The following is an 18,278-nucleotide window of genomic DNA, read 5'->3' as shown; positions in this document are numbered from 1 at the left end:
CTCAAGCCGTCACGTAATCGGCGATGATCACCGTCGCGTCGTCCTCCGGCTCGGCGGCGGCCATCTCGTCGTACAGCCGGTCCAGACAGGCGCCGGGCGACACGCCGTCGGTGAACAGCTCCTTCATGCGCGCCGCGCCGAGTGCCCTGACCACGCCGTCCGAGACGATGACGACGCGGTCGCCCGGGCGGAGCGGGACGGAGCCGACCTCGGGGTTGAGCGCCGACGGCAGACCGAGCCCGCGCAGCAGCCGGCCCCCCTTCCCGGGCTCGCCGAAGGAGTGCGGCGTCGTGAGCGGCTGCGGCTCCGCGCCCTTCGCGCAGTGCCAGATCGCGCCGTCGCCGACGTGGACGAAGCGCAGGGACGGGCGCTCGCCGGGCTCGAGGACGACCACGTCCAGGGTGCTGACCAGCTCGGGCGTGGAGGCGTTCCGCAGGGCCGCGGTGCGCACGGCACGGTGCGCGAGCTGCGCGCACTCGTCGAGGTCCGCCTGGTACTGCGGCCTCGCGGCGACCACCGCGCCCAGAGCCAGGGCCGCGGCCGTGCAGGCCGGCTCGCCGTTCGTGCCGTGGGCCACCGCGACCAGGCGCTCCTGGATGACGTACGCGTCCGCCGGCCGCCCGCGCCAGCCAGCGTACGTGCCGCCGGCCGTCACCAGCCGCGGCCGCGTCACCGGCATGCCGGACGGCCAGTTCCCCTGCCGGCCGCGGGCCGTCATCACCGACAGGCAGCCGACCAGGATCGAGATCACCAGAAAGGTCATGAGGTCCCCTCTCGTCGCATCGTTCGCGACCCGCAGCCAGTACACGCTCTTGTGGAGGAGACGCGACTGACGGCTGATCGGCCGTCGTAGCGGATGACGGCCGATCAGCCGTCATGCCACCAGGTGGCCCGGTGAGCGACGGTGCGAGAAGAGCCGGACCGAGGAAAACGACCATGCGCCCCCTGTCTCCACCAGCCTCCACAAAATGGCTGTATTCACAGCGTGCTCACTCATACCGGATGCGTTATCGTAAAGCCCGTCTTGTGCTCTCATCACGAGCAGGCGGCCCATGTCTCACTCCGGTTCCACGCGATACGACTCGGCGGCCAGGCACATGGAGCGGACGATCGCCCGCACCTGCGCCGGGGCGCGGGGCGTGGTGGGCCTCGTGGCGGTCGTGGCCGCGCTCCTCGGCGCCGTTCCGCCGGTGTCCGCCGCGTGGCTGGCGCCCGCGCTGGCGATCGACCTCGTGTGGACCGGGCTGTTCCTGCGCGTGGCCCGGCGCAGGGCACGGACTCCCGCCTGGCTGGTGGCTGGTGACGCGGCCATCACGGTCGCGCTCTGCCTCACGCAGCGCCATCTCGTCGCGGGCGCGGCGCTCGACGGAGGATCGAGCTGGATCGCGGGGCTGGTCACGATGACCATCGTCGTCTCGGGGGTCACGTGGCGGCCCTGGGCGGCGGTGCCCGTCGGGCTGCTCGTGGCGGCGGCGTACCTGGCCGGGCTGCGGCTGGCCGCCCCGTACCAGGATGTGACCGGGACGCTGCTGATCCACCTCGTGCAGATCCTCGCGATCGCGGTGCTGATGACGCTGCTGCGCCGCTCCGCCGCCTCGGCGGACGCGTTCCTGCGGGACAGCGCCCGCGCCGAGATCGCCCTCATCGTCGAACGGCTGCGGCGCGAGGACGAGCTGCGCCAGGTCGGCAGCGTTCACGAGACGTCGCTGCACACGCTGACGATGGTCGGGCTGGGCACGTACGAGCGGCACTCGCCCACACTGCGCCGGCAGGCGGTGGCTGATCTGGCGGCGCTGGAGCAGCTGCGCGACAGACCGCGCGCCCGCTCCGCGCCCATCGCCTTGGACGCCCTGCTCGACGAGGTGGCGGGACGGGCGACGGGACTGGCCGTACGCAGGCGGCTGACGCCGGAGACGGTGCCGGGGGAGGTCGCCGAGCGCTTCGCCCGCGCGGTCACCGAGGCGCTGGCCAACGTGGCGCTGCACGCCGGGGTGCGCGAGGCCGAGCTGGTCTCCAGCAGTCGCGACGGGGAGATCCGGGTGGAGGTCGCGGACGAGGGCGGCGGCTTCGACCTCGCGCGGGTGCCGCCGGACCGGTTCGGCGTACGCGGGTCGATCCTCGACACGATGCGTTCGCTGCCGAACGCCGGCGCCGACATCCGCTCCGGCGACGAAGGCACCCGGGTGAGCCTGTGGTGGCGGCCGTGATCGACGACATCGAGGAGGTCGCCCAGCGGTACGCCCGCTACACCGCGCTCGGCGCCGTGGTGATCGCCGTGGCCTGGCACCTCGGCTACGACCTCACCGTCACCATCACGGGCTGGTCCTCCTTCCGCTGGCCGGCACTGGCCGCGGCGGCGTGGATCGGTTACGCGGCGATCGGGGTGATCGCCGCGCGGGCGCTGGCGAAAACGTTCGGCGGCCCGGCCAGGGTGGGCCCGCCGGCCGCCGCCGTGCTGGCCGTGGACGTCGCGGTGATCGTGGCCGGCCGCCCCGAGGACCTGCTCGGCCCGGCCGACTGGGGCTGGGGCTCGGTGGGCTGGCTCGGCGTCATGCTCCTGTGGAACCGGCCCCGGTGGCGGGTCGAGCTGATCGCGTTCCTCTCCGCCAACGCCGGCATCATGCTGACCGCCATGATCGTTACGGGCACGGTCGACCGGATCTCCATCGCCAGGTACCTCATGGTCATCGTCGGGAGCGCCACGCTCCAGCTCGGGTACGCGGCGGGCTGCCACACGCTCCGGGTCAGGGCCGAGGACGCCGCGCTGCTGGCCCGCCGGCTGGCCGCCGACGACGCCTGGCGGGAGTCCGCCCACCGCATCCACTCCGACCGGCTCCGCCGCTACGCCGCGATCCGTGAAGTGGCGGAGTCGCTGCTCGATCAGCTCGCCGACGGGGCCGACCCGGGGGATCCCCGCGTACGCGAGGACTGCACGGCCGGGGCCATGCGGCTGCGCAGGCTCATCACGGAACGGGAGGACGTACCCGACGAGCTGGTGTCCGTGCTGCGCGAGCGCATCGACGCGGCGGAGCGGCGCCAGGTGCTGGTGACGGCGCCGCCGTTCGGGCAGCGGATGCCGGTGCTGCCGGAGGGCGTACGGGAGGACCTGCTCAGGGCGCCCGTCCGGGCGCTGGACGGCGCGCGGTCGCGGGCCCGGGTGACCGTGTCGGCGATGTCGACCATGGTGAGCGTGGCCGTCGTGGCAGACAATGACGACCTGCCCGTCAGCGCCGTCCCGGTACGCGAGCCGAGCGGGGTCGTCGTCACCTACCAGCGGCAGGACGGCGACGTGTGGGTGAACAGCATCTGGCAGGGCCCATGAGGGGTGGGGCGGGGAGCGCGCCGACCGGAGGGGGGCCGGCGCGCCAACCCGTAACAGATGCGCTCGAACAAGCGACGGATCTGGGGACGGGCTGGATCGGCTAGGGGACGGAGCGGATGGGACGCAAGACGGAGCCGGAGGCGGACCGGAACGGGCACGGGAGCGAGGCGCCGGGGGAGGAGACGGCGGGGCAGGATTCGGCGGGCCGGGTGACGGTCGTCCTGGTGGAGGACCATCAGGTGGTGGTGGACGGCGTCAGGTCGTGGCTGGGCGGGCCGGGCCCGGTCGAGCTGGTCGCCCAGGGACCGACGATCGAGTCGGTCCGCGGCGTGCCGGCCGACGTGCTCCTGCTGGACCTCAACCTCAACGGCACCATGGTCGTCGACCGCGTCGCCGAGCTGTGCGCGGGCGGCCAGCGGGTCATCGTCTTCTCCGAGCACGAGGAGCCGGAGACGGTACGCGCGGTGCTGGACGCGGGCGCCTCGGCCTTCATCGGCAAGGGACGGGCCACGCGGGAGTCCTGCCTGGAGACCATCCTGGAGGTGGCGGCCGACCGGCCGAGCGTCACCCTGCCCATGGCCCAGGCGATCGCCACGGACGAGGGCCCGCACCGGCCGCAGCTGTCGGACAAGGAGCGTGCGGCCCTGCTGTTCTGGTTCCAGTCGATGTCGAAGGCGTCGGTGGCGGCCAGGATGGGCATCAAGGAGCGCACCGTACGCCAGTACATCGACCGGGCGAGGGTCAAGTACGCCGCCGCGGGCCGCCCCGCGCCGACCAAGGAGAAGCTGCTCATCTGCGCCATCCAGGACGGGCTGGTCCAGCCGGACGAGGTGACGGTCTACACGTCGCGGGCCGCCCGCGCCTCCGATTCCTTCCGCTCTGGGCGATGAGGTGCTGCGGCCTCCGGCGAAGAAGGGCATGGTGAGAGCAGTCGGCTGAGAGGTGGTGGCACGCGATGGCGGTCGCGGAGTTCGTGGGGCCGGGGGAGTGGCTGGGCGCGGAGCTCCGCGACAGCGACGCCTGGCGGGTCCCGCTGACGGAGGCGCACAGGCGAGAGGTGCTCGCCGCCTGCGACTCGGAGGAGAGCTTCCCCTTGCCGACGCTCGCCCCGACCCTCCACCGGGTCCGCGACGAGCTCATGCACGGCCGGGGCTTCGTGCTGGTCCAAGGGGTGCCCGTGGAGCAGATGACCGAGCGGCAGTGCGAGAGGGCCGCGCTCGGCCTCGCCCGCCATGTCGGCGCCGTCGTCCCGCAGGGTCCCGGCGCGCGGCCGCTCATGCACGTCCGCGACACGGGGGCCGACCCGTCACGCGCGAAGAGCTACCAGCACAGCGGCCGTCTCGGCTTCCACAGCGACCCGACGGACGTGGTGGCCCTCCTCTGCGTGCGCCCGGCGAAATCCGGCGGCCTCAGCGCGATCGTCAGCTCGGTGGCGGTGCACAACGAGCTCGTCCGCACCCGTCCCGACCTGGCGGAGCTCCTCTACCAGCCGTGGTGGCACGACCGCCGCACCGGCGACGGCCCGGACAGCTTCTACGCCAAGCCGATCTGCACGGTGGATGACGACGGAAGGGTGTCGGTCGCGTACGGCCCCGACTACCTGCGCTCGGCCCAGCGCGGCGCCACCGTGCCGCCGTTCACTCCGGCCCAGGAGGAGACCATGGCCCTCCTCGACGAGCTGACCAATGACACCCGCTTCGCTCTGACCATGGATCTGCGGGCGGGCGACATGCAGTTCCTCAACAACCACGTCGCCCTGCACAGCCGCACCGCCTACGAGGACTACCGGGAGCCGCACCGCCGCCGCCATCTTCTCCGGCTCTGGCTCACCACGACCTGAGGAGGGGGTCAGCGTCGTGGACGGTCGAGTTCGGCAGGGTCGAAGCTGACCGGGAAAGGCACCGTCAGGTTTGCGACGGCACCTGCCTTGTAGGCGGTCGGCGGGTCATAGCTGTCGCCGTTGAGCTCGTAGACGTAGAGAGTGGGCCCTTCGTCCAGCTCGATTCGCCAGTAGATCGGGATGCCCGCCGCCGAATACGCCGTGGCTTTGAGGACCTTGTCAATCATCTTGGTGCTCGGACTGACCACCTCCACCGCGAGGGTGATCTCTTCTGGTGAGAACATGAGCTGAGCGGTGTCTGCAGGCACGACGACAAGATCGGGGATGTAGTAGTCCTTGTCAGTGACTCGCAGATTGACGGTTGACAGGGGCTCCAGCTCAGACGGCGCCGCATGGTCGAGGATGCACTGTAGCCGGTAGATGGCGCGCTGGTGGGGGGATGCGGGGGAAGGGCTCACCAGTAGGCTCCCGTTGAAGAGCTCGTAGCGGGTCCCGTCATCCGGGAGCTTGAGCAGGTCATCGACTGTGCACGGCGGCGCAGGAAGAACGATCTTGCGCGTCGTGGTCGGTTCCATCGTCGCCAATGCGGTCACCCACCAAGTATCGGGAACCTTGCCCTCGCTCACATGCTACTTGCCCAAATTTTCTTACCCTAAGTTTCCGAACGAACACCGTCCGACATTGGGTGGTGGTGAAAGTTTCACCGATTTGAGTGCCTAAGGGAAAGCCCTTTCCGCTGCTCATCCACGACATCGACCCGCCACCCAGCACCAGCGTGACACATTGACATGATCCGTCATTTGTGCGGACTCGCACCGTCAGATACCGTCGCCCCGCGGAGCGCTCCCCACCACCGGAACCCTCGACCGGAACACGGAGATCGCACTAATGCCCAAAGGACCCCACCCCTGGGCGCGGCGCGCCCTGGCTCTGCTGCTCTCCACAGCGATGATCTTCGCCATCCCCCTGGCCGGCTCGGCGTCGGCGCACGGCTCGGTCGTCGACCCCGCCTCCCGCAACTACGGATGCTGGCTGCGCTGGGGCAACGACTTCCAGAACCCCGCCATGCAGCAGCAGGACCCCATGTGCTGGCAGGCCTGGCAGGACAACACCAACGCCATGTGGAACTGGAACGGCCTCTATCGCAACGGGGTCGGCGGCAACCATGAGGCGGTCATCCCCAACGGCCAGCTGTGCAGCGCCGGCCTGACCGAAGGCGGCCGCTACCGCTCCATGGACAAGCCGGGACCGTGGACGATGGCGAACCTCGGCAGCACGTTCAACATCCGCCTGAACGACCAGGCCAGGCACGGCGCGGACTACATCAGGGTCTACATCACCCGCCAGGGCTACAACGCCCTCACCACGCCCCTGGGCTGGAACAACCTGGAACTGGTCCGCACGACCCCCAAGTACGCGCCCAGTGACGTGTACATGATCAACAACATCAGCAAGGGCTCGCGCACCGGCCGTCACGTGATCTACACGATCTGGCAGGCCTCCCACATGGACCAGTCGTTCTACTTCTGCAGCGACGTCAACTTCGGCTGAGCCGCTACGGGCGGGGGCGGGTCGAGGCGCGGATGTTGAGCTCTATCGGGTGTACGCGCTCGGTGCCCATCGGCGCGGCCCCGGACAGCAGCTCGAACAGCAGCTCCGCGCAGCTCGCCCCGCTTCCTTCGGGCGCAGGTCGATCGCGGTGATCGGCGGGTCCGACTGGCGGGTGGCGGCGTTGTCCACGCAGGAGGCGAGCAGCACGTTCGCCCCGGCCTCCCGCAGCAGCGGCGCCACCTCGGCGGCCGCCCCGGCGGGAGCGCACACCAGGGCGTCCAGATGCCCGTCATCCTGGACGGCGCCACCCTGGTCGGCCACATGGCCCGCGCCAACCCCCACTGGCGCTCCTTCGAGTCCTCGCCCGACGTGCTCGTCGTCTTCTCGGGACCCCACGGGTACGTCTCACCCACCGTGTACGGCACCGACCCGGCCGTGCCGACGTGGGACTACGCGGCCGTGCATGTGACGGGCCGGGCCGAACTGCTCGACGACGCGCTCGACGTGGTGGAGCGGACCGTCGCCGCCCTGGAGTCGGCGCGATCGCCCGCGTGGGAGCCGTCCCCGGCGTCCAGGGAGAGGTTCGCCGCACTGTTGCCGGGGGTAGTGGCTTTTAGAGTGCATGTGCATACCGAGAAGAGCATGTTCAAGCTGAGCCAGGACACCGACGCCGAACGGTACACGCGCGTCCGCGCCTCGTTCGCCGCCGAGAACCCCCGGCTCGCCGACCTGATGGATGGTTCATGACCTTTCCCACCTTCACGTCGTCAGAAATCGATCCCCGAGCCCGTGGCAAGGAGCTCGGCACGCACCGCCGCAAGGCGATCATCGCCAACCTCGCCGGCTACTCGGACCTGTTCACCGTCGCCGGCGCCACCCCGGGGCAGGTCCGCGCGTGGGGCGAGCAGGCCCTCGAGCGCACCGCGGACTGGGCGCCGCATCTGGCTGAGGAGATCGCCGGGATCGCGGCCGGCGCGGGCCTGCGGCCCTGGCAGGTCGCCGTCGTCAACGCGCGCACCGAGATCCTGGCCGCCATCGACGCGACCGGCGAGGGGGAGTGCTCCACCTCCGTCGTGCTGCCGGGCGAGGGCCTGCCGCCGCGCACGGTGCAGACCTGGGACTGGCACGACCACCTGCGCGACGCGCCCATGCTCTGGGAGCTGGAGCCGCGCCCCGGGCATGTCGTGCGCACCTTCACCGAGGCCGGGGCGCTCGCCAAGATCGGCGTGAACACGGCCGGGCTCGGCATCCACTTCAACATCCTGCGCCACGACTCCGACACCGCCGACCTCGGGGTGCCCGTGCACCTGATCGCCCGCCGGATCCTGGACGACGCGACCACCGTCGAGGAGGCCGCCGACATCGCGCGCTCCGCCACGGTGTCGGCCTCGACCGTCATCACGGCGGTGACCTCGTCGGACGCGGGCTCGATCGAGATCTCCCCGGCCGGCGTGGCCGTCATCCGGCCGGAGCCGGACGGCGTGCTGCAGCACTGCAACCACTTCCTCGACCCCGACCTGGCGGCACGCGAGCGGCACGCCACCGACCGGCCCAGCACGTACGCCAGGCTCCAGCACCTGCAAGCCAGCACCGAGAGCCTGAAGAGCGACGACCACACCACGCGCGCGCTGGCCATGCTCAGCCACGGCCCCGACGACGCCCCCGTCTGCGCCCACCCCGACCAGACGCAGCCGATCAATCAGCGCTGGGAGACCGTCGCGACGATCGCGCTGGACCTGCCCGCCGCGCGGCTGCGGGTGCACCAGGGCGGGCCGTGCCAGGTCACCGAGGCGACCTGGCAGACATTCTGAGCTAGTGGAACGCGCCGATCCCGGTGAGGGCCTTGCCCAGCACCAGGGAGTGGATCTCGGACGTGCCCTCGTAGGTCAGCACCGACTCGAGGTTCACGGCGTGTCTGATCACCGGATACTCCAGGGTGATGCCGCTCGCGCCGAGCAGCGTGCGGCACTTCCTGGCGATCTCCAGGGCCTCGCGCACGTTGTTCAGCTTGCCGGCGCTGATCTGCTCGGGGGTGATCGTCCCCGCCTCCTTGAGCCGGCCGAGGTGCACGGCGAGCAAGAGGCCCTTGCCCAGCTCCAGCGCCATGTCGGCGAGCTTCTCCTGGGTGAGCTGGTACGACGCCAGCGGCCTGGCGAACACCTCGCGGTCGCCCGCGTACGCGATCGCCGTCTCCAGGCAGTCGAGCGCCGCCCCCATCGCCCCGAACACGATCCCGAACCGCGCCTCGTTCAGGCAGCCGAGCGGCCCGGACAGGCCCCTGGCGCCCGGCAGCACGGCCTCGTCCGGCAGGCGCACGCCGTCGAGCACCAGCTCGCTCGTCACGCTCGCGCGCAGCGACACCTTGTGCTTGACGTCGTTGACGGTGAACCCGGGCGTGCCCGCCGGGACCAGGAAGCCCCTGACACCCTCGTCCGTACGCGCCCAGACCACCGCCACGTCCGAGACCGAGCCGTTGGTGATCCACATCTTGGTGCCGTTCAGCACCCAGTCGCCGCCCTCGCGCTTGGCCGTGGTCCGCATGCCCGCCGGGTCCGAGCCGAAGTCCGGCTCGGTCAGGCCGAAGCAGCCGATGCGCTCGCCGGCCGCCATCGCGGGCAGCCACTCCTGCTTCTGCTCCTCGCTGCCGTACTTCCAGATGGCGTACATCGCGAGGGACCCCTGCACCGACACCAGGCTGCGCAGCCCGGAGTCCGCCGCCTCCAGCTCCAGGCAGGCCAGCCCGTACGAGACCGCGCCCATGCTGGCGCAGCCGTACCCGTCGAGGTGCATGCCGAGCACGCCGACCGAGCCGAGCGTGCGGGCCAGCTCGCGGGCCGGCAGCTCCCCGGCCTCGAACCAGGCGGCGACGTGCGGGCGGATCTCCCGGTCGCACACGCGCCTGACCGTGTTCCTGATCTCCCGCTCCTCCTCGGTCAGCAGCGTGTCGAGGGCGAACAGCGCGGTCGGGGTGACCATCCAGGCTCCTTCGTATTTTGGATCCAATATTGAAAATCCAATATGACATAGTTAGGCTGCGTTGACCATGGACGTTCTGAATCTCATCGGTGACCGCTGGGTCGAGGGAGCGGGCGAGGAGTTCGCCGACACCAACCCGGCCCGGCCCGGCGAAGTGGTCGCGAGAGGGCGGTTCGCCTCCGCCGCCGAGGTGGAACGGGCGGTCGCCGCAGCCCGTTCGGCGGCGCCCGAGTGGGCGGCGACGCCGCACCACGCCCGCGCGGCCGTGCTCGTCGCCGCGGCGGACCTCGTCGACGCCTCGGCCGACGAGTGGGGCGCCGAGCTGGCCCGTGAGGAGGGCAAGACGCTGCCGGAGGCAGTCGCCGAGGTGCGGGGCGCGGCCCGGATCCTGCGCTACTACGCGGGCGAGGCCGACAGGGAGAGCGGCGAGATCTTCGCCTCCCCGCGGCCCGGCGAGAACGTCCTCGTGGTCCGCAGGCCCATCGGCGTGGCCGGGCTGATCACGCCGTTCACCTTCCCGATCGTCATCCCCGCCTGGAAGATCGCCCCGGCCCTCAGCTACGGCAACACCGTCGTATGGAAGCCGTCCTCGCTGGTGCCGCTGCTGGCGTACCGGCTGGCGCAGGCGCTGACGTCGGCCGGACTGCCCGACGGAGTGCTCAACCTCGTGTACGGCGAGACCGAGGTCGGCTCGGCCATCGTGGACCATCCCGGCGTGGACGCGATCTCGTTCACCGGCTCCACCGCGGTCGGGCGGGCCGTGATCGCGCGCTGCGGCGAGCCCGGCAAGCCCGTGCAGACGGAGATGGGCGGCAAGAACGCCTCCGTGGTGCTCGCCGACGCCGACCTCGACCACGCCGCCGAGCAGGTCTGCCTCGGCGCGTTCCGCTCGACCGGCCAGAAGTGCACGGCCACCTCGCGCCTCATCGTGGCCTCCCAGGTGGCGGACGAGCTGCTGGAACGGGTGGCCGACCGGGCCGCCCGCCCCGTGGTCGGCGACCCGCTGGAGCCCGGCGTCGAGATGGGCCCCCTGGTCAGCTCCGCCGCCCGCGACCGGGTGACCGCGGGGGTCGCGCAGGCCGTGGAGGAAGGGGCCAAGCCGCTGGCCGGCGCCGCCTCGCTGGAGGGGGAGGGCTGGTTCGTGCCGCCGACCGTGCTCGACCTGCCGGGGATCGGGCTGGACTTCTGGCACACCGAGCTGTTCGGGCCCGTGGTGGGAGCGATGCGGGCCTCGGGGACCGAGGAGGCGCTGGAGCTGGCCAACCTGAGCGACCACGGCCTGTCGGCCGCCCTGTTCACCCGCGACCTCGGGGTGGCGCTGCGGGCGGTCGAGCGGCTGGACGTCGGCGTGCTGCACATCAACTCGGAGTCGGTCGGGACCTTCCCCTACGTGCCGTTCGGCGGGACCAAGCAGAGCGGCTTCGAGCCCAAGGAGCAGGGACGGGCGGCCCGCGAGTTCTACACCCGCACGATGACCGTCTACATGGGGACGCCGGCGTGACGAGGGCGCTCTCCGGGCTGCTGGTGGCCGACTTCAGCCGGGTGCTGGCGGGGCCGTACGCGACGATGCTCCTCGCCGACCTGGGAGCCGAGGTGGTCAAGGTCGAGCGGCCGGGCGCCGGGGACGACACCCGCGCCTGGGGGCCGCCCTACGCGGCCGGCGGCGAGGCGACGTACTACCTAGGTGTCAACCGCAACAAGCGCTCGATCGCGCTCGACCTGCGGGCGGACGCGGAGGTGGCGCGGGCCCTGGCCGCCCGGGCGGACGTGCTCGTCGAGAACTTCCGGCCCGGCACGATGGAGCGGCTCGGGCTCGGCTACGCCTCGCTGCGCAAGCTCAACCCCGGGCTGGTGTACTGCTCGATCACCGGGTTCGGCTCAGGACCGGGTGCCGGGCTGCCGGGGTACGACCTGATCGCGCAGGCCGTCGGCGGGCTGATGAGCGTCACCGGGGAGCCGGACGGGCCGGGGACGAAGGCGGGCGTGGCGCTGGTGGACGTGATCACCGGCCTGCACGCCGGGCTGGGCATCCTGGCCGCGCTCCGCCACCGCGACCGCACCGGCGAGGGGCAGCGCATCGAGGTCTCGCTGCTGTCCTCCCTCCTCTCGGCGCTCACCAACCACGCCTCGGCCTACGCCGCCGCCGGGGTGGTGCCCCGGGCGATGGGCAACCGGCATCCGAGCATCGTCCCGTACGAGGTCTTCGAGGCCGCCGACCGCCCGCTGGTGATCGCGGCCGGGAACGACCGCCAGTTCCGGGCCCTCTGCGAGGCGCTGAACCGCGCGGACCTCGCCGACGACTCCCGCTACGCCACCAACGCGGGCCGGGTCGCCGCCAGGGACGACCTCGTCGCGGAGATCGACGCGGCCCTGGCCGCGCGCACGGCCGACGAGTGGTTCGAGACGCTCACCGCCGCCGGGGTCCCCTGCGGCCCGATCAACGACCTGGCCGCCGCCTTCGCCCTGGCCGAGGAGCTCGGACTGGAGCCCTCCGTACAGGTGGACGGCGTCGGGCAGGTCGCGAACCCCCTGCGGCTCAGCGCCACCCCGCCCTCCTACCGCCGCCCGCCGCCCGGGCTCGGACAGGACGACGCATGGGTTCGTGAGATATTGGGGCCGTGAGTCCGGACGAGGCACGCAGGCCGCCGACGGCCCAGCAGTTCGTGCTGGCCGAGCTGCGCCGCGCCATCACCACCGGCCGCCTCCGGCCGGGCAGCCCCATCCGGCAGGACGCGCTGGCCGAGGAGCTGCAGGTCAGCCGCGTGCCCCTGCGCGAGGCGCTGAAGACGCTCGAAGGCGAGGGCCTGGTCACCTACAAGGCGCACAAGGGCTACTGCGTGGCCGTGCTCTCGCTCGACGACCTGCGCGAGGTCTACCGCATCCGCGAGCTCCTGGAGGAGGAGGCCGTCCGCCACGCCGTCGCCCGGCTCACGGACGACGACCTCGACCGGCTGGAGTCGGCCCAGGAGGAGGTCGAGCGGGCCGCCGCGGCGGGCGACGTGCCGGCCATGGCGGCGGCCAACCGGCTGTTCCACATGACGCTGTTCGACCTCGCGGGCCTGCCGCGGCTGGCCCGCCTGATCAGGACCCTCTGGGACACGACGGACGCCTACCGCTCGATGTACTACGGCGACGCGGGCAACCGGGAGCGGGTCGTCAAGGAGCACCGCACCACGCTCGACGCCCTCCGCCGCCGTGCCGCCGACGAGGCCGTGGCGACGCTCAACGTCCATCGCGATCACGCGGTCGCCGAGCTGGAGTCGCTTCTCCCCTCATGAGGGGGCGCAGTGGTCGCGACAGCCGCCGAACCGGTCGGCGTCGGGCTTGACGAACGCCGTCCCCGGGAGGCCGGGGAGAACCGTGCTCATCGAGGACTTCCAGATGGGGCCGGGGAGCGACAGACCGTACACCTGGTCGTAGTGGAGGCCACCGATGGTGACGTCGGTCAGGCGGTGCTGGTGCTGGGGGCGCCGGGGATCGCCGACGGCGACGGCGGAGGCCAGGTCGGGGGTGTAACCGGCGTACCAGGCGGTGGTGAAGGAGTCGGCGTTGCCTTCTATGGCCGCCACGTTCGGGCCGAGGGGGGTCCCGCCCAGCGTCTCCCTCAGCACGCCGTTCACCGCGTCGGCGACCGGCGCCTCCAGCACGTCCTGGCACTGCGCGGGGAAGGAACGGACGAACGCCCCGTCGCGCACCTCCGTGACCGCCCTGGGCTCGCAGTGCCTGCCCCGGGCGGCGAGGGTCGCGTACGTGTCGGTGACCGAGACCGGGTCCACCTCGTTGACGCCCATCGAGAACGTCTCGTACTCCTGCAGCGGCATCCCGTCGCCCCGCTTGAGCCCGAGGCGCTGGGCCGCCTGCACGCTCTCGCACAGGCCGACCTTCTCCGTCAGCTTCATGAAGAACGTGTTCTCGACGGCCCGGGTGCCGGAGCGCAGCGTGGTGAACTCGCTGTGGCGCTGCCTCGCGTTGGTGATGGTGAACGCCGGATCGCCGACCGCCTCGCCTTTGCAGTTCTTGAACGCCGCGTAGTTCGGTGCCCGGTACCCGCCGGCGTAGGGGAAGCCGTCGTCGTAGCGCATGCCGCCTTCCAGCGCCGCGGTCAGCGTGTACGTCATCGCCGTGCTGCCCTGCTGGAAGGCGAGCACGTCGTCGGGGGCCTTGCTGGTGGCCATGGCCCTGATCTCACCGGTGCCAGGGACGATCATGACCTGGGCGGCGATCGGCTGGTCGTCGCGGCTGACCAACTGGTCGATGGCCTGCTGGGCGGCCTGCTGCATGCGCGGGTCGACCGCCGTCTTGATGGTCAGGCCGCCGCGGGCGAGCAGCTGCTCGCCGAGCTCGCTCTTCACCCGCATGCACAGGTACGGATATCGGCTGGCGCCGCAGTCGCCGGTGAGCTCCTCCATGACGGCGCCCTGCGCGTCCGTCAGCACGTTGGGCCGGGTCGCCGTGGCGGCGACCGCCAGACGTTCACGCGGTGGCACGCCCTCGTCGCCGTCCCGCAGCAGCAGGAAGCCGGCGGCCAGCAGCGCGCTCGCCCCGAGGACGCTCACACCGACGTGTAATCGCTTCATGCGGTCCCCTCGGAGAGCGGCGGATGGGCCGGCCTCATTATGACCCGTTCTCCCGGCGGGCGATCCGCTCGGCCAGCCCGGCCACGGCGGCCACGACGTCGGGGCCGGTCAGCATGGCCAGGTCGTTGTGGTCCGCCCCGGCTACCTCGACGGTCGTGACGTGGCCGGCCGCCGCCTGGGCGACCGCTCTGCTGAGCCGCGGGGGCACGATGGCGTCGCGCGTGCCGTACACGACCACGACCGGCGCCCGGATCCGCGCGACGTTCTCCGCGACCGGGAAGCGGTCCCGCAGCAGCGGCCTGACCGGCAGGAACGGGTAGTTGGCCGCTCCGGCGGCGGCCAGGTCGGTGAACGGTGAGCGCAGCACGAGGCCGTCGGCCGGGCGCTCCAGCGCCAGCCTCGTGACCACGCCCGCGCCCAAGCTCTCGCCGAAGTAGATGACGCGGGAGCCGCTGATGAGCTCGCGGGCGGCCAGGGCGTCGCGGTGGAGGCCTTCCTCCGTCGGCGCCCCCGGGTTGCCGCCGTAGCCGCGGTAGTCCATCAGGAGCACCGCGAGCCCGTGCTCCGACAGGGCGCGGGCCAGCGGGGCACGGTCCCGCCTGTTGCCCGCGTTGCCGCCGGCGATCAGGACGGTGACGTCACGGGTGCCGGGCACGTACCAGGCGGCGAGCCGGAGGCCGTCGGAGGTCGTGAACGAGACGTCGCGCGCGCCCGGGACGACCTCCCCGGCGGGCGGGGGCGGGGTGCTGTCGGGCAGGTAGATGAGCCGCCGCTGGCACATCCACAGGAGGGCGAGCAGCAGGACCAGCACCGTGGCGACCACGAGAGCGGCGCGCGTCAGCGTCGTCACCCTGCCACTATGCCCGCTCCTCCGCGCCGTCTCTCTCCCAAGGGACCCCGGCCGAAGTACGGGCCGTACAGCGGCGTGGGGTCCCTCGGGGGGTCAGGCCGAGACGACCAGGCCCGCCTGGACGACGTGGCGGATGTGGGTGGGGTCGGCGAGGACGTCGATGTCGGCCAGCGGGTCGCCGTCGAGCACCAGCAGGTCGGCGTGCGCGCCCACGGCCAGCGTGCCGAGCTCGCCCGCCATCCCCACCAGCTCCGCCGCCCCGACGGTGGCGGCCCGCAGCACGTCGATCGGTTGCTGCACCTCGCGCCGCAGCCGGAACTCGTGGTTCTGGTGCCGGTGCATGCCGCCGAGCAGGTCCGTCCCGTACGCCAGCCGCACCCCGCCCCGGGCGGCGCGCTCCAGCGCGGCCAGGCCCGCCTCGAGCACCTCGTCCACCTTGCGCCAGCTCCGCTCGGGCAGCCCGAAGTCGCGTCCTTCCTGCTTGAGCGCCCAGTACGTCACCAGCGTCGGCACCAGGAACGCGTCGTGCCGCAGGAAGAGCTCGACGCTCGCGTCGTCGATCAGGTTCCCGTGTTCGACGGAGCGCACGCCCGCCTCGAGCGCCCGGTTGACGGCCCTGGCGGTGTAGGCGTGGGCGGCGACGTACCGGTTGGCGGCCTCGGCCTCCTCGACCACCGCGCGCAGCTCGTCCATGGAGTACTGGGTCGAGTCGATGCGGTCGGTCGGGGAGGCCACGCCGCCGGAGGCCATGACCTTGATGTGGTGCGCGCCCTTGCGCAGCTCGTCGCGGGCCGCGGCGCGGACCGCGTCGACGCCGTCGGCCACGCGGCCGACGCCCGCGCAGCACGGGTGGTCGTCGCGCAGGTGCTCGCCGCGGCCGCGGAAGTCGGCGTGGCCGCCCGTCTGGCTCAGCCCCTTGCCGCAGAACAGCAGGCGCGGGCCCCGGATCAGCCCCTCCGCCTGGGCGTCGGCCAGCCCGAAGTCGGCGCCGGACGCGTCGCGGACCGTGGTGAAGCCGCGGTCGAGCATGTCGCTCATGATCCGGGCGCTGTGGGCGGTCACGTACGAGGGGGACATGGCGCCGAGCGAGCCGAGGTTCGCGGTGGAGGCGGTGACGTGCACGTGCGCGTCGATCAGCCCGGGCACCACGTGGGCGCCGGCGACGTCGATCACCCGTGTGCCGTCCGGAGCGCTCAGCCGGGGCCCCGCCTCGACGACGCGGCCGTCCTCGCAGCGCAGGTCGCCTTCGGCGTACTCGCCGCTCGCCACGTCGAGGACCAGGGCGTCACGCAGCAGCAGGCCGCTCACGCGTCACCTCCACGCAGCGCGGGTACGGCGAGCGGGGCCAGCGTCCGGGCCGCCGCCACCGACTCCTCGTCATAGCTTCCCTCGGCGTCGAGGATGTTCAGCACGCCGAGCACCTCCCCTTGATGAACCACCGGAATGTTGATGATCGACCCGCAGCCCATGCTCTCGATCAGCTCGTGGTCGGCGAAGATCTCCCGCACGGCGGCCCGGTCCTTGCCGAAGTACGGCTCGCGCCCCTCGATGCACCGCGCCAGCCAGCCCTGGGCGACCTCCACGGTCTTCTCCCCGCCGACCGGATACTGCTCAGGATGGCTGCTGTGGATCCGCCGGAGCGCGCGCCGCTCCGGCACCCAGGCCAGGACGGTGAACAGCCGCACTCCCACCTCCTGCCGCACCTTCTCCTCGAGCTCGGTCAGTACGGTCATCGGGTCGCCTCCTTGGCGGGTTCCGTCAGCTCCTCCAGTGATCGCCCGGCCGTGGCCAGGCCGAACACGACCACGCACACCACCCCGGCCGCGAGCACCGCGGTCGTCAGGCCGAACACGCCGCCGAAGCCGAGCTTCGCCGCCGACAGCCCGATGATCGTCGGAGCCAGGATGCTGCCGACCCGCCCGAACGCGCTCGACAGGCCGGTGCCGGTGGCGCGGATCCAGGTGGGGAAGACCTCGGGGGTGTAGGAGTAGACGCCCGCGTACGTGCCGTTCAGGAAGAACGACAGCACCGCGCCCGCGAGCGTGATCGTGGGGGGGCGTGTCCATCTGCGACAGCCAGAACGCGCTGACCGCCGAGCCGGCCAGGTAGATCGCGATGATGTTCTTGCGGTCGAGCCGCTCCGACAGCCAGGCGGCCGAGAAGTAGCCGGGCACCTGCGCCAGGTAGATGATGATCGAGAACTCGAAGCTCTTGGTCACCGTGATGCCGCGCTGCACGAGCAGGGTGGGGATCCACGAGAAGAACCCGTAGTACGAGAACGTGATCACGAACCAGACCAGCCACGTGACCGCCGTGCGCCTGGCCATGACCGGGCTCCACAGGAAGCGGAGCGCGCTGAGCAGGTTGACCTTGGTCGTGCCGGTGGAGGGCGCGACCGCGGACTCGGGCACCGGCGGGAGCGGTCGGCCGGTGGCCCGCTCGACGCGGCGTTCGAGGTCGGCGACCACCGCCTCGGCCTCGTCCACGCGGCCGTTCTGCAGGAGGTAGCGCGGCGACTCGGGCAGCGAGCGGCGCCACCACAGCAGCATCACGATCGGCAGCGCGGTGACCACCTGCGCGATCCGCCAGCCGTCGTCCATCGTCGGCACCACGAACCGCCCGATCAGCGCGGCCGCCACGAACCCGAACGAGAAGAACCCGGCCAGCGCGCCGATGAACCAGCCGCGCCGCTTGGCCGGGACGAACTCGGACAGGAACGGCGCGATGATCGCGCTCTCCGCGCCCGCGCCCGCCCCGGCGAGGACTCTGGCCGCCAGGAACACCTCGTAGTTCGGGGCGAACGCGGCGACCACGGAGAAGACGGCGTAGAAGGCGAGCGCATACATCATCACCTTCTTGCGGCCGATGCGGTCGCCCAGCAGGCCCGCGATGGTCGCGCCGAAGAGGAAGCCGAACGGGGTGGCCGATCCGATGAAGCCGAGCTGGCCGTCGGACAGGCCCCAGGCGGCCTTCGCGCTCGGGAGCAGGAACGCGACCACGGCCGAGTCCATGCCGTCGAAGGTGTAGCCGAGGCCGCCGATGAGGAGGAGTAGGTAGTGGGGACGGCTCAGCGGGAGCCGGTCCAGACGGGCCAACAAGGTCATCGAACAACACCTTTCCCCAGGTCGTGGCCCTTCAAGTCAATTGCGAAGCAACATATAG

Annotated in this window: 19 protein-coding genes and 1 pseudogene; 10 read left to right on the top strand and 10 right to left on the bottom strand. The window is 71.9% G+C overall.

The genetic code is table 11. The features are described 5' to 3' along the window. Position 1 precedes the first annotated feature (1 nt). Positions 2-763 carry a SpoIIE family protein phosphatase gene (locus ABD830_RS08705; RefSeq protein WP_344985975.1) on the bottom strand — a complete coding sequence of 254 codons (762 nt, stop codon included), beginning with the start codon at positions 761-763 and terminating at the stop codon, positions 2-4. A 289-nt stretch (positions 764-1,052) separates the two neighbouring features. Here ABD830_RS08705 and ABD830_RS08700 point away from each other — a divergent pair, with 289 nt between their 5' ends. The 4 genes from ABD830_RS08700 (at position 1,053) to ABD830_RS08685 (ending at position 5,162) form a co-directional block, all read left to right on the top strand. Next, positions 1,053-2,207: a sensor histidine kinase gene (locus ABD830_RS08700; RefSeq protein ID WP_344985974.1), complete on the top strand. Its 1,155-nt coding sequence runs from the start codon at positions 1,053-1,055 to the stop codon at positions 2,205-2,207. Next, positions 2,204-3,322: a hypothetical protein gene (locus ABD830_RS08695; protein ID WP_344985973.1), complete on the top strand. Its 1,119-nt coding sequence runs from the start codon at positions 2,204-2,206 to the stop codon at positions 3,320-3,322. Before ABD830_RS08700 ends, ABD830_RS08695 begins: the two co-directional genes overlap by 4 nt. A 116-nt stretch (positions 3,323-3,438) precedes the next feature. Then, positions 3,439-4,212 (top strand): response regulator, encoded by a 774-nt coding sequence (locus tag ABD830_RS08690; protein ID WP_344985972.1) that lies wholly within the window; start codon positions 3,439-3,441, stop codon positions 4,210-4,212. A 65-nt stretch (positions 4,213-4,277) separates the two neighbouring features. Continuing rightward, positions 4,278-5,162: a TauD/TfdA family dioxygenase gene (locus ABD830_RS08685; RefSeq protein WP_344985971.1), complete on the top strand. Its 885-nt coding sequence runs from the start codon at positions 4,278-4,280 to the stop codon at positions 5,160-5,162. An 8-nt stretch (positions 5,163-5,170) separates the two neighbouring features. Here ABD830_RS08685 and ABD830_RS08680 read toward each other — a convergent pair whose 3' ends face one another. Then, positions 5,171-5,755, bottom strand: coding sequence for a Uma2 family endonuclease (locus ABD830_RS08680; RefSeq protein ID WP_344985970.1), 585 nt, complete (start codon positions 5,753-5,755; stop codon positions 5,171-5,173). Between the two features lie 295 nt (positions 5,756-6,050). Between ABD830_RS08680 and ABD830_RS08675 the strand changes: the two genes are divergently transcribed. Beyond that, on the top strand, positions 6,051-6,713 hold the full coding sequence (locus ABD830_RS08675; protein ID WP_344985969.1) for a lytic polysaccharide monooxygenase auxiliary activity family 9 protein: 663 nt from the start codon (positions 6,051-6,053) through the stop codon (positions 6,711-6,713). A 42-nt stretch (positions 6,714-6,755) separates the two neighbouring features. Here ABD830_RS08675 and ABD830_RS08670 read toward each other — a convergent pair whose 3' ends face one another. After that, a complete protein-coding gene (locus ABD830_RS08670; protein ID WP_344985968.1) occupies positions 6,756-6,983 on the bottom strand; it encodes a hypothetical protein in 228 nt (75 codons plus the stop codon). A 12-nt stretch (positions 6,984-6,995) separates the two neighbouring features. Between ABD830_RS08670 and ABD830_RS08665 the strand changes: the two genes are divergently transcribed. Both ABD830_RS08665 and ABD830_RS08660 read left to right on the top strand, forming a co-directional pair. Next, complete coding sequence (locus ABD830_RS08665) at positions 6,996-7,460, top strand: FMN-binding negative transcriptional regulator (protein WP_344985967.1); 465 nt, start codon at positions 6,996-6,998, stop codon at positions 7,458-7,460. Continuing rightward, entirely contained in the window at positions 7,457-8,524 is a 1,068-nt protein-coding gene (locus tag ABD830_RS08660) for a C45 family autoproteolytic acyltransferase/hydrolase (protein ID WP_344985966.1), read from the top strand. The genes ABD830_RS08665 and ABD830_RS08660 overlap by 4 nt, the downstream gene beginning before the upstream one ends. A 1-nt stretch (position 8,525) precedes the next feature. On the opposite strand, the gene ABD830_RS08655 is transcribed toward ABD830_RS08660, so the two are convergent. Beyond that, positions 8,526-9,689, bottom strand: a complete 1,164-nt coding sequence (locus tag ABD830_RS08655) for an acyl-CoA dehydrogenase family protein (protein ID WP_344985965.1) — start codon at positions 9,687-9,689, stop codon at positions 8,526-8,528. Between the two features lie 67 nt (positions 9,690-9,756). Between ABD830_RS08655 and ABD830_RS08650 the strand changes: the two genes are divergently transcribed. From ABD830_RS08650 to ABD830_RS08640, 3 genes are read left to right on the top strand one after another with little or no spacing between them, the layout of a single operon-like run. Further along, the gene (locus tag ABD830_RS08650) at positions 9,757-11,190 is read left to right on the top strand and encodes an aldehyde dehydrogenase family protein (protein WP_344985964.1); all 1,434 of its coding nucleotides are present in this window, start codon (positions 9,757-9,759) and stop codon (positions 11,188-11,190) included. Continuing rightward, positions 11,187-12,311, top strand: coding sequence for a CaiB/BaiF CoA transferase family protein (locus tag ABD830_RS08645; RefSeq protein WP_344985963.1), 1,125 nt, complete (start codon positions 11,187-11,189; stop codon positions 12,309-12,311). Before ABD830_RS08650 ends, ABD830_RS08645 begins: the two co-directional genes overlap by 4 nt. After that, positions 12,308-12,967, top strand: a complete 660-nt coding sequence (locus ABD830_RS08640) for a GntR family transcriptional regulator (protein ID WP_344985962.1) — start codon at positions 12,308-12,310, stop codon at positions 12,965-12,967. Before ABD830_RS08645 ends, ABD830_RS08640 begins: the two co-directional genes overlap by 4 nt. Here the strand turns inward: ABD830_RS08640 and ABD830_RS08635 are convergent. The 6 genes and pseudogenes from ABD830_RS08635 to ABD830_RS54130 all read right to left on the bottom strand — a co-directional run. Next, the gene (locus tag ABD830_RS08635; RefSeq protein WP_344985961.1) at positions 12,962-14,266 is read right to left on the bottom strand and encodes a hypothetical protein; all 1,305 of its coding nucleotides are present in this window, start codon (positions 14,264-14,266) and stop codon (positions 12,962-12,964) included. The two genes, ABD830_RS08640 and ABD830_RS08635, sit on opposite strands and share 6 nt — an antisense overlap. Before the next feature lie 37 nt (positions 14,267-14,303). Then, positions 14,304-15,116, bottom strand: a complete 813-nt coding sequence (locus tag ABD830_RS08630) for an alpha/beta hydrolase (RefSeq protein ID WP_344985960.1) — start codon at positions 15,114-15,116, stop codon at positions 14,304-14,306. 93 nt (positions 15,117-15,209) lie between these two features. Further along, a complete protein-coding gene (locus ABD830_RS08625; protein ID WP_378521014.1) occupies positions 15,210-16,424 on the bottom strand; it encodes a metal-dependent hydrolase family protein in 1,215 nt (404 codons plus the stop codon). After that, on the bottom strand, positions 16,421-16,849 hold the full coding sequence (locus tag ABD830_RS54140; protein ID WP_378521015.1) for a GAF domain-containing protein: 429 nt from the start codon (positions 16,847-16,849) through the stop codon (positions 16,421-16,423). The genes ABD830_RS08625 and ABD830_RS54140 overlap by 4 nt, the downstream gene beginning before the upstream one ends. Then, positions 16,846-17,145, bottom strand: coding sequence for an MFS transporter (locus ABD830_RS54135; RefSeq protein ID WP_425567076.1), 300 nt, complete (start codon positions 17,143-17,145; stop codon positions 16,846-16,848). The genes ABD830_RS54140 and ABD830_RS54135 overlap by 4 nt, the downstream gene beginning before the upstream one ends. Positions 17,146-17,191: 46 nt before the next feature. Then, positions 17,192-18,220 (bottom strand): annotated as a pseudogene (locus tag ABD830_RS54130) (MFS transporter); the annotation flags it as partial. Positions 18,221-18,278: the final 58 nt, after the last annotated feature.

Source organism: Nonomuraea helvata (assembly GCF_039535785.1).
In the GTDB taxonomy this organism is placed as follows: Bacteria; Actinomycetota; Actinomycetes; order Streptosporangiales; family Streptosporangiaceae; genus Nonomuraea; species Nonomuraea helvata.
This window is presented reverse-complemented; position numbering and strand designations above follow the sequence as displayed.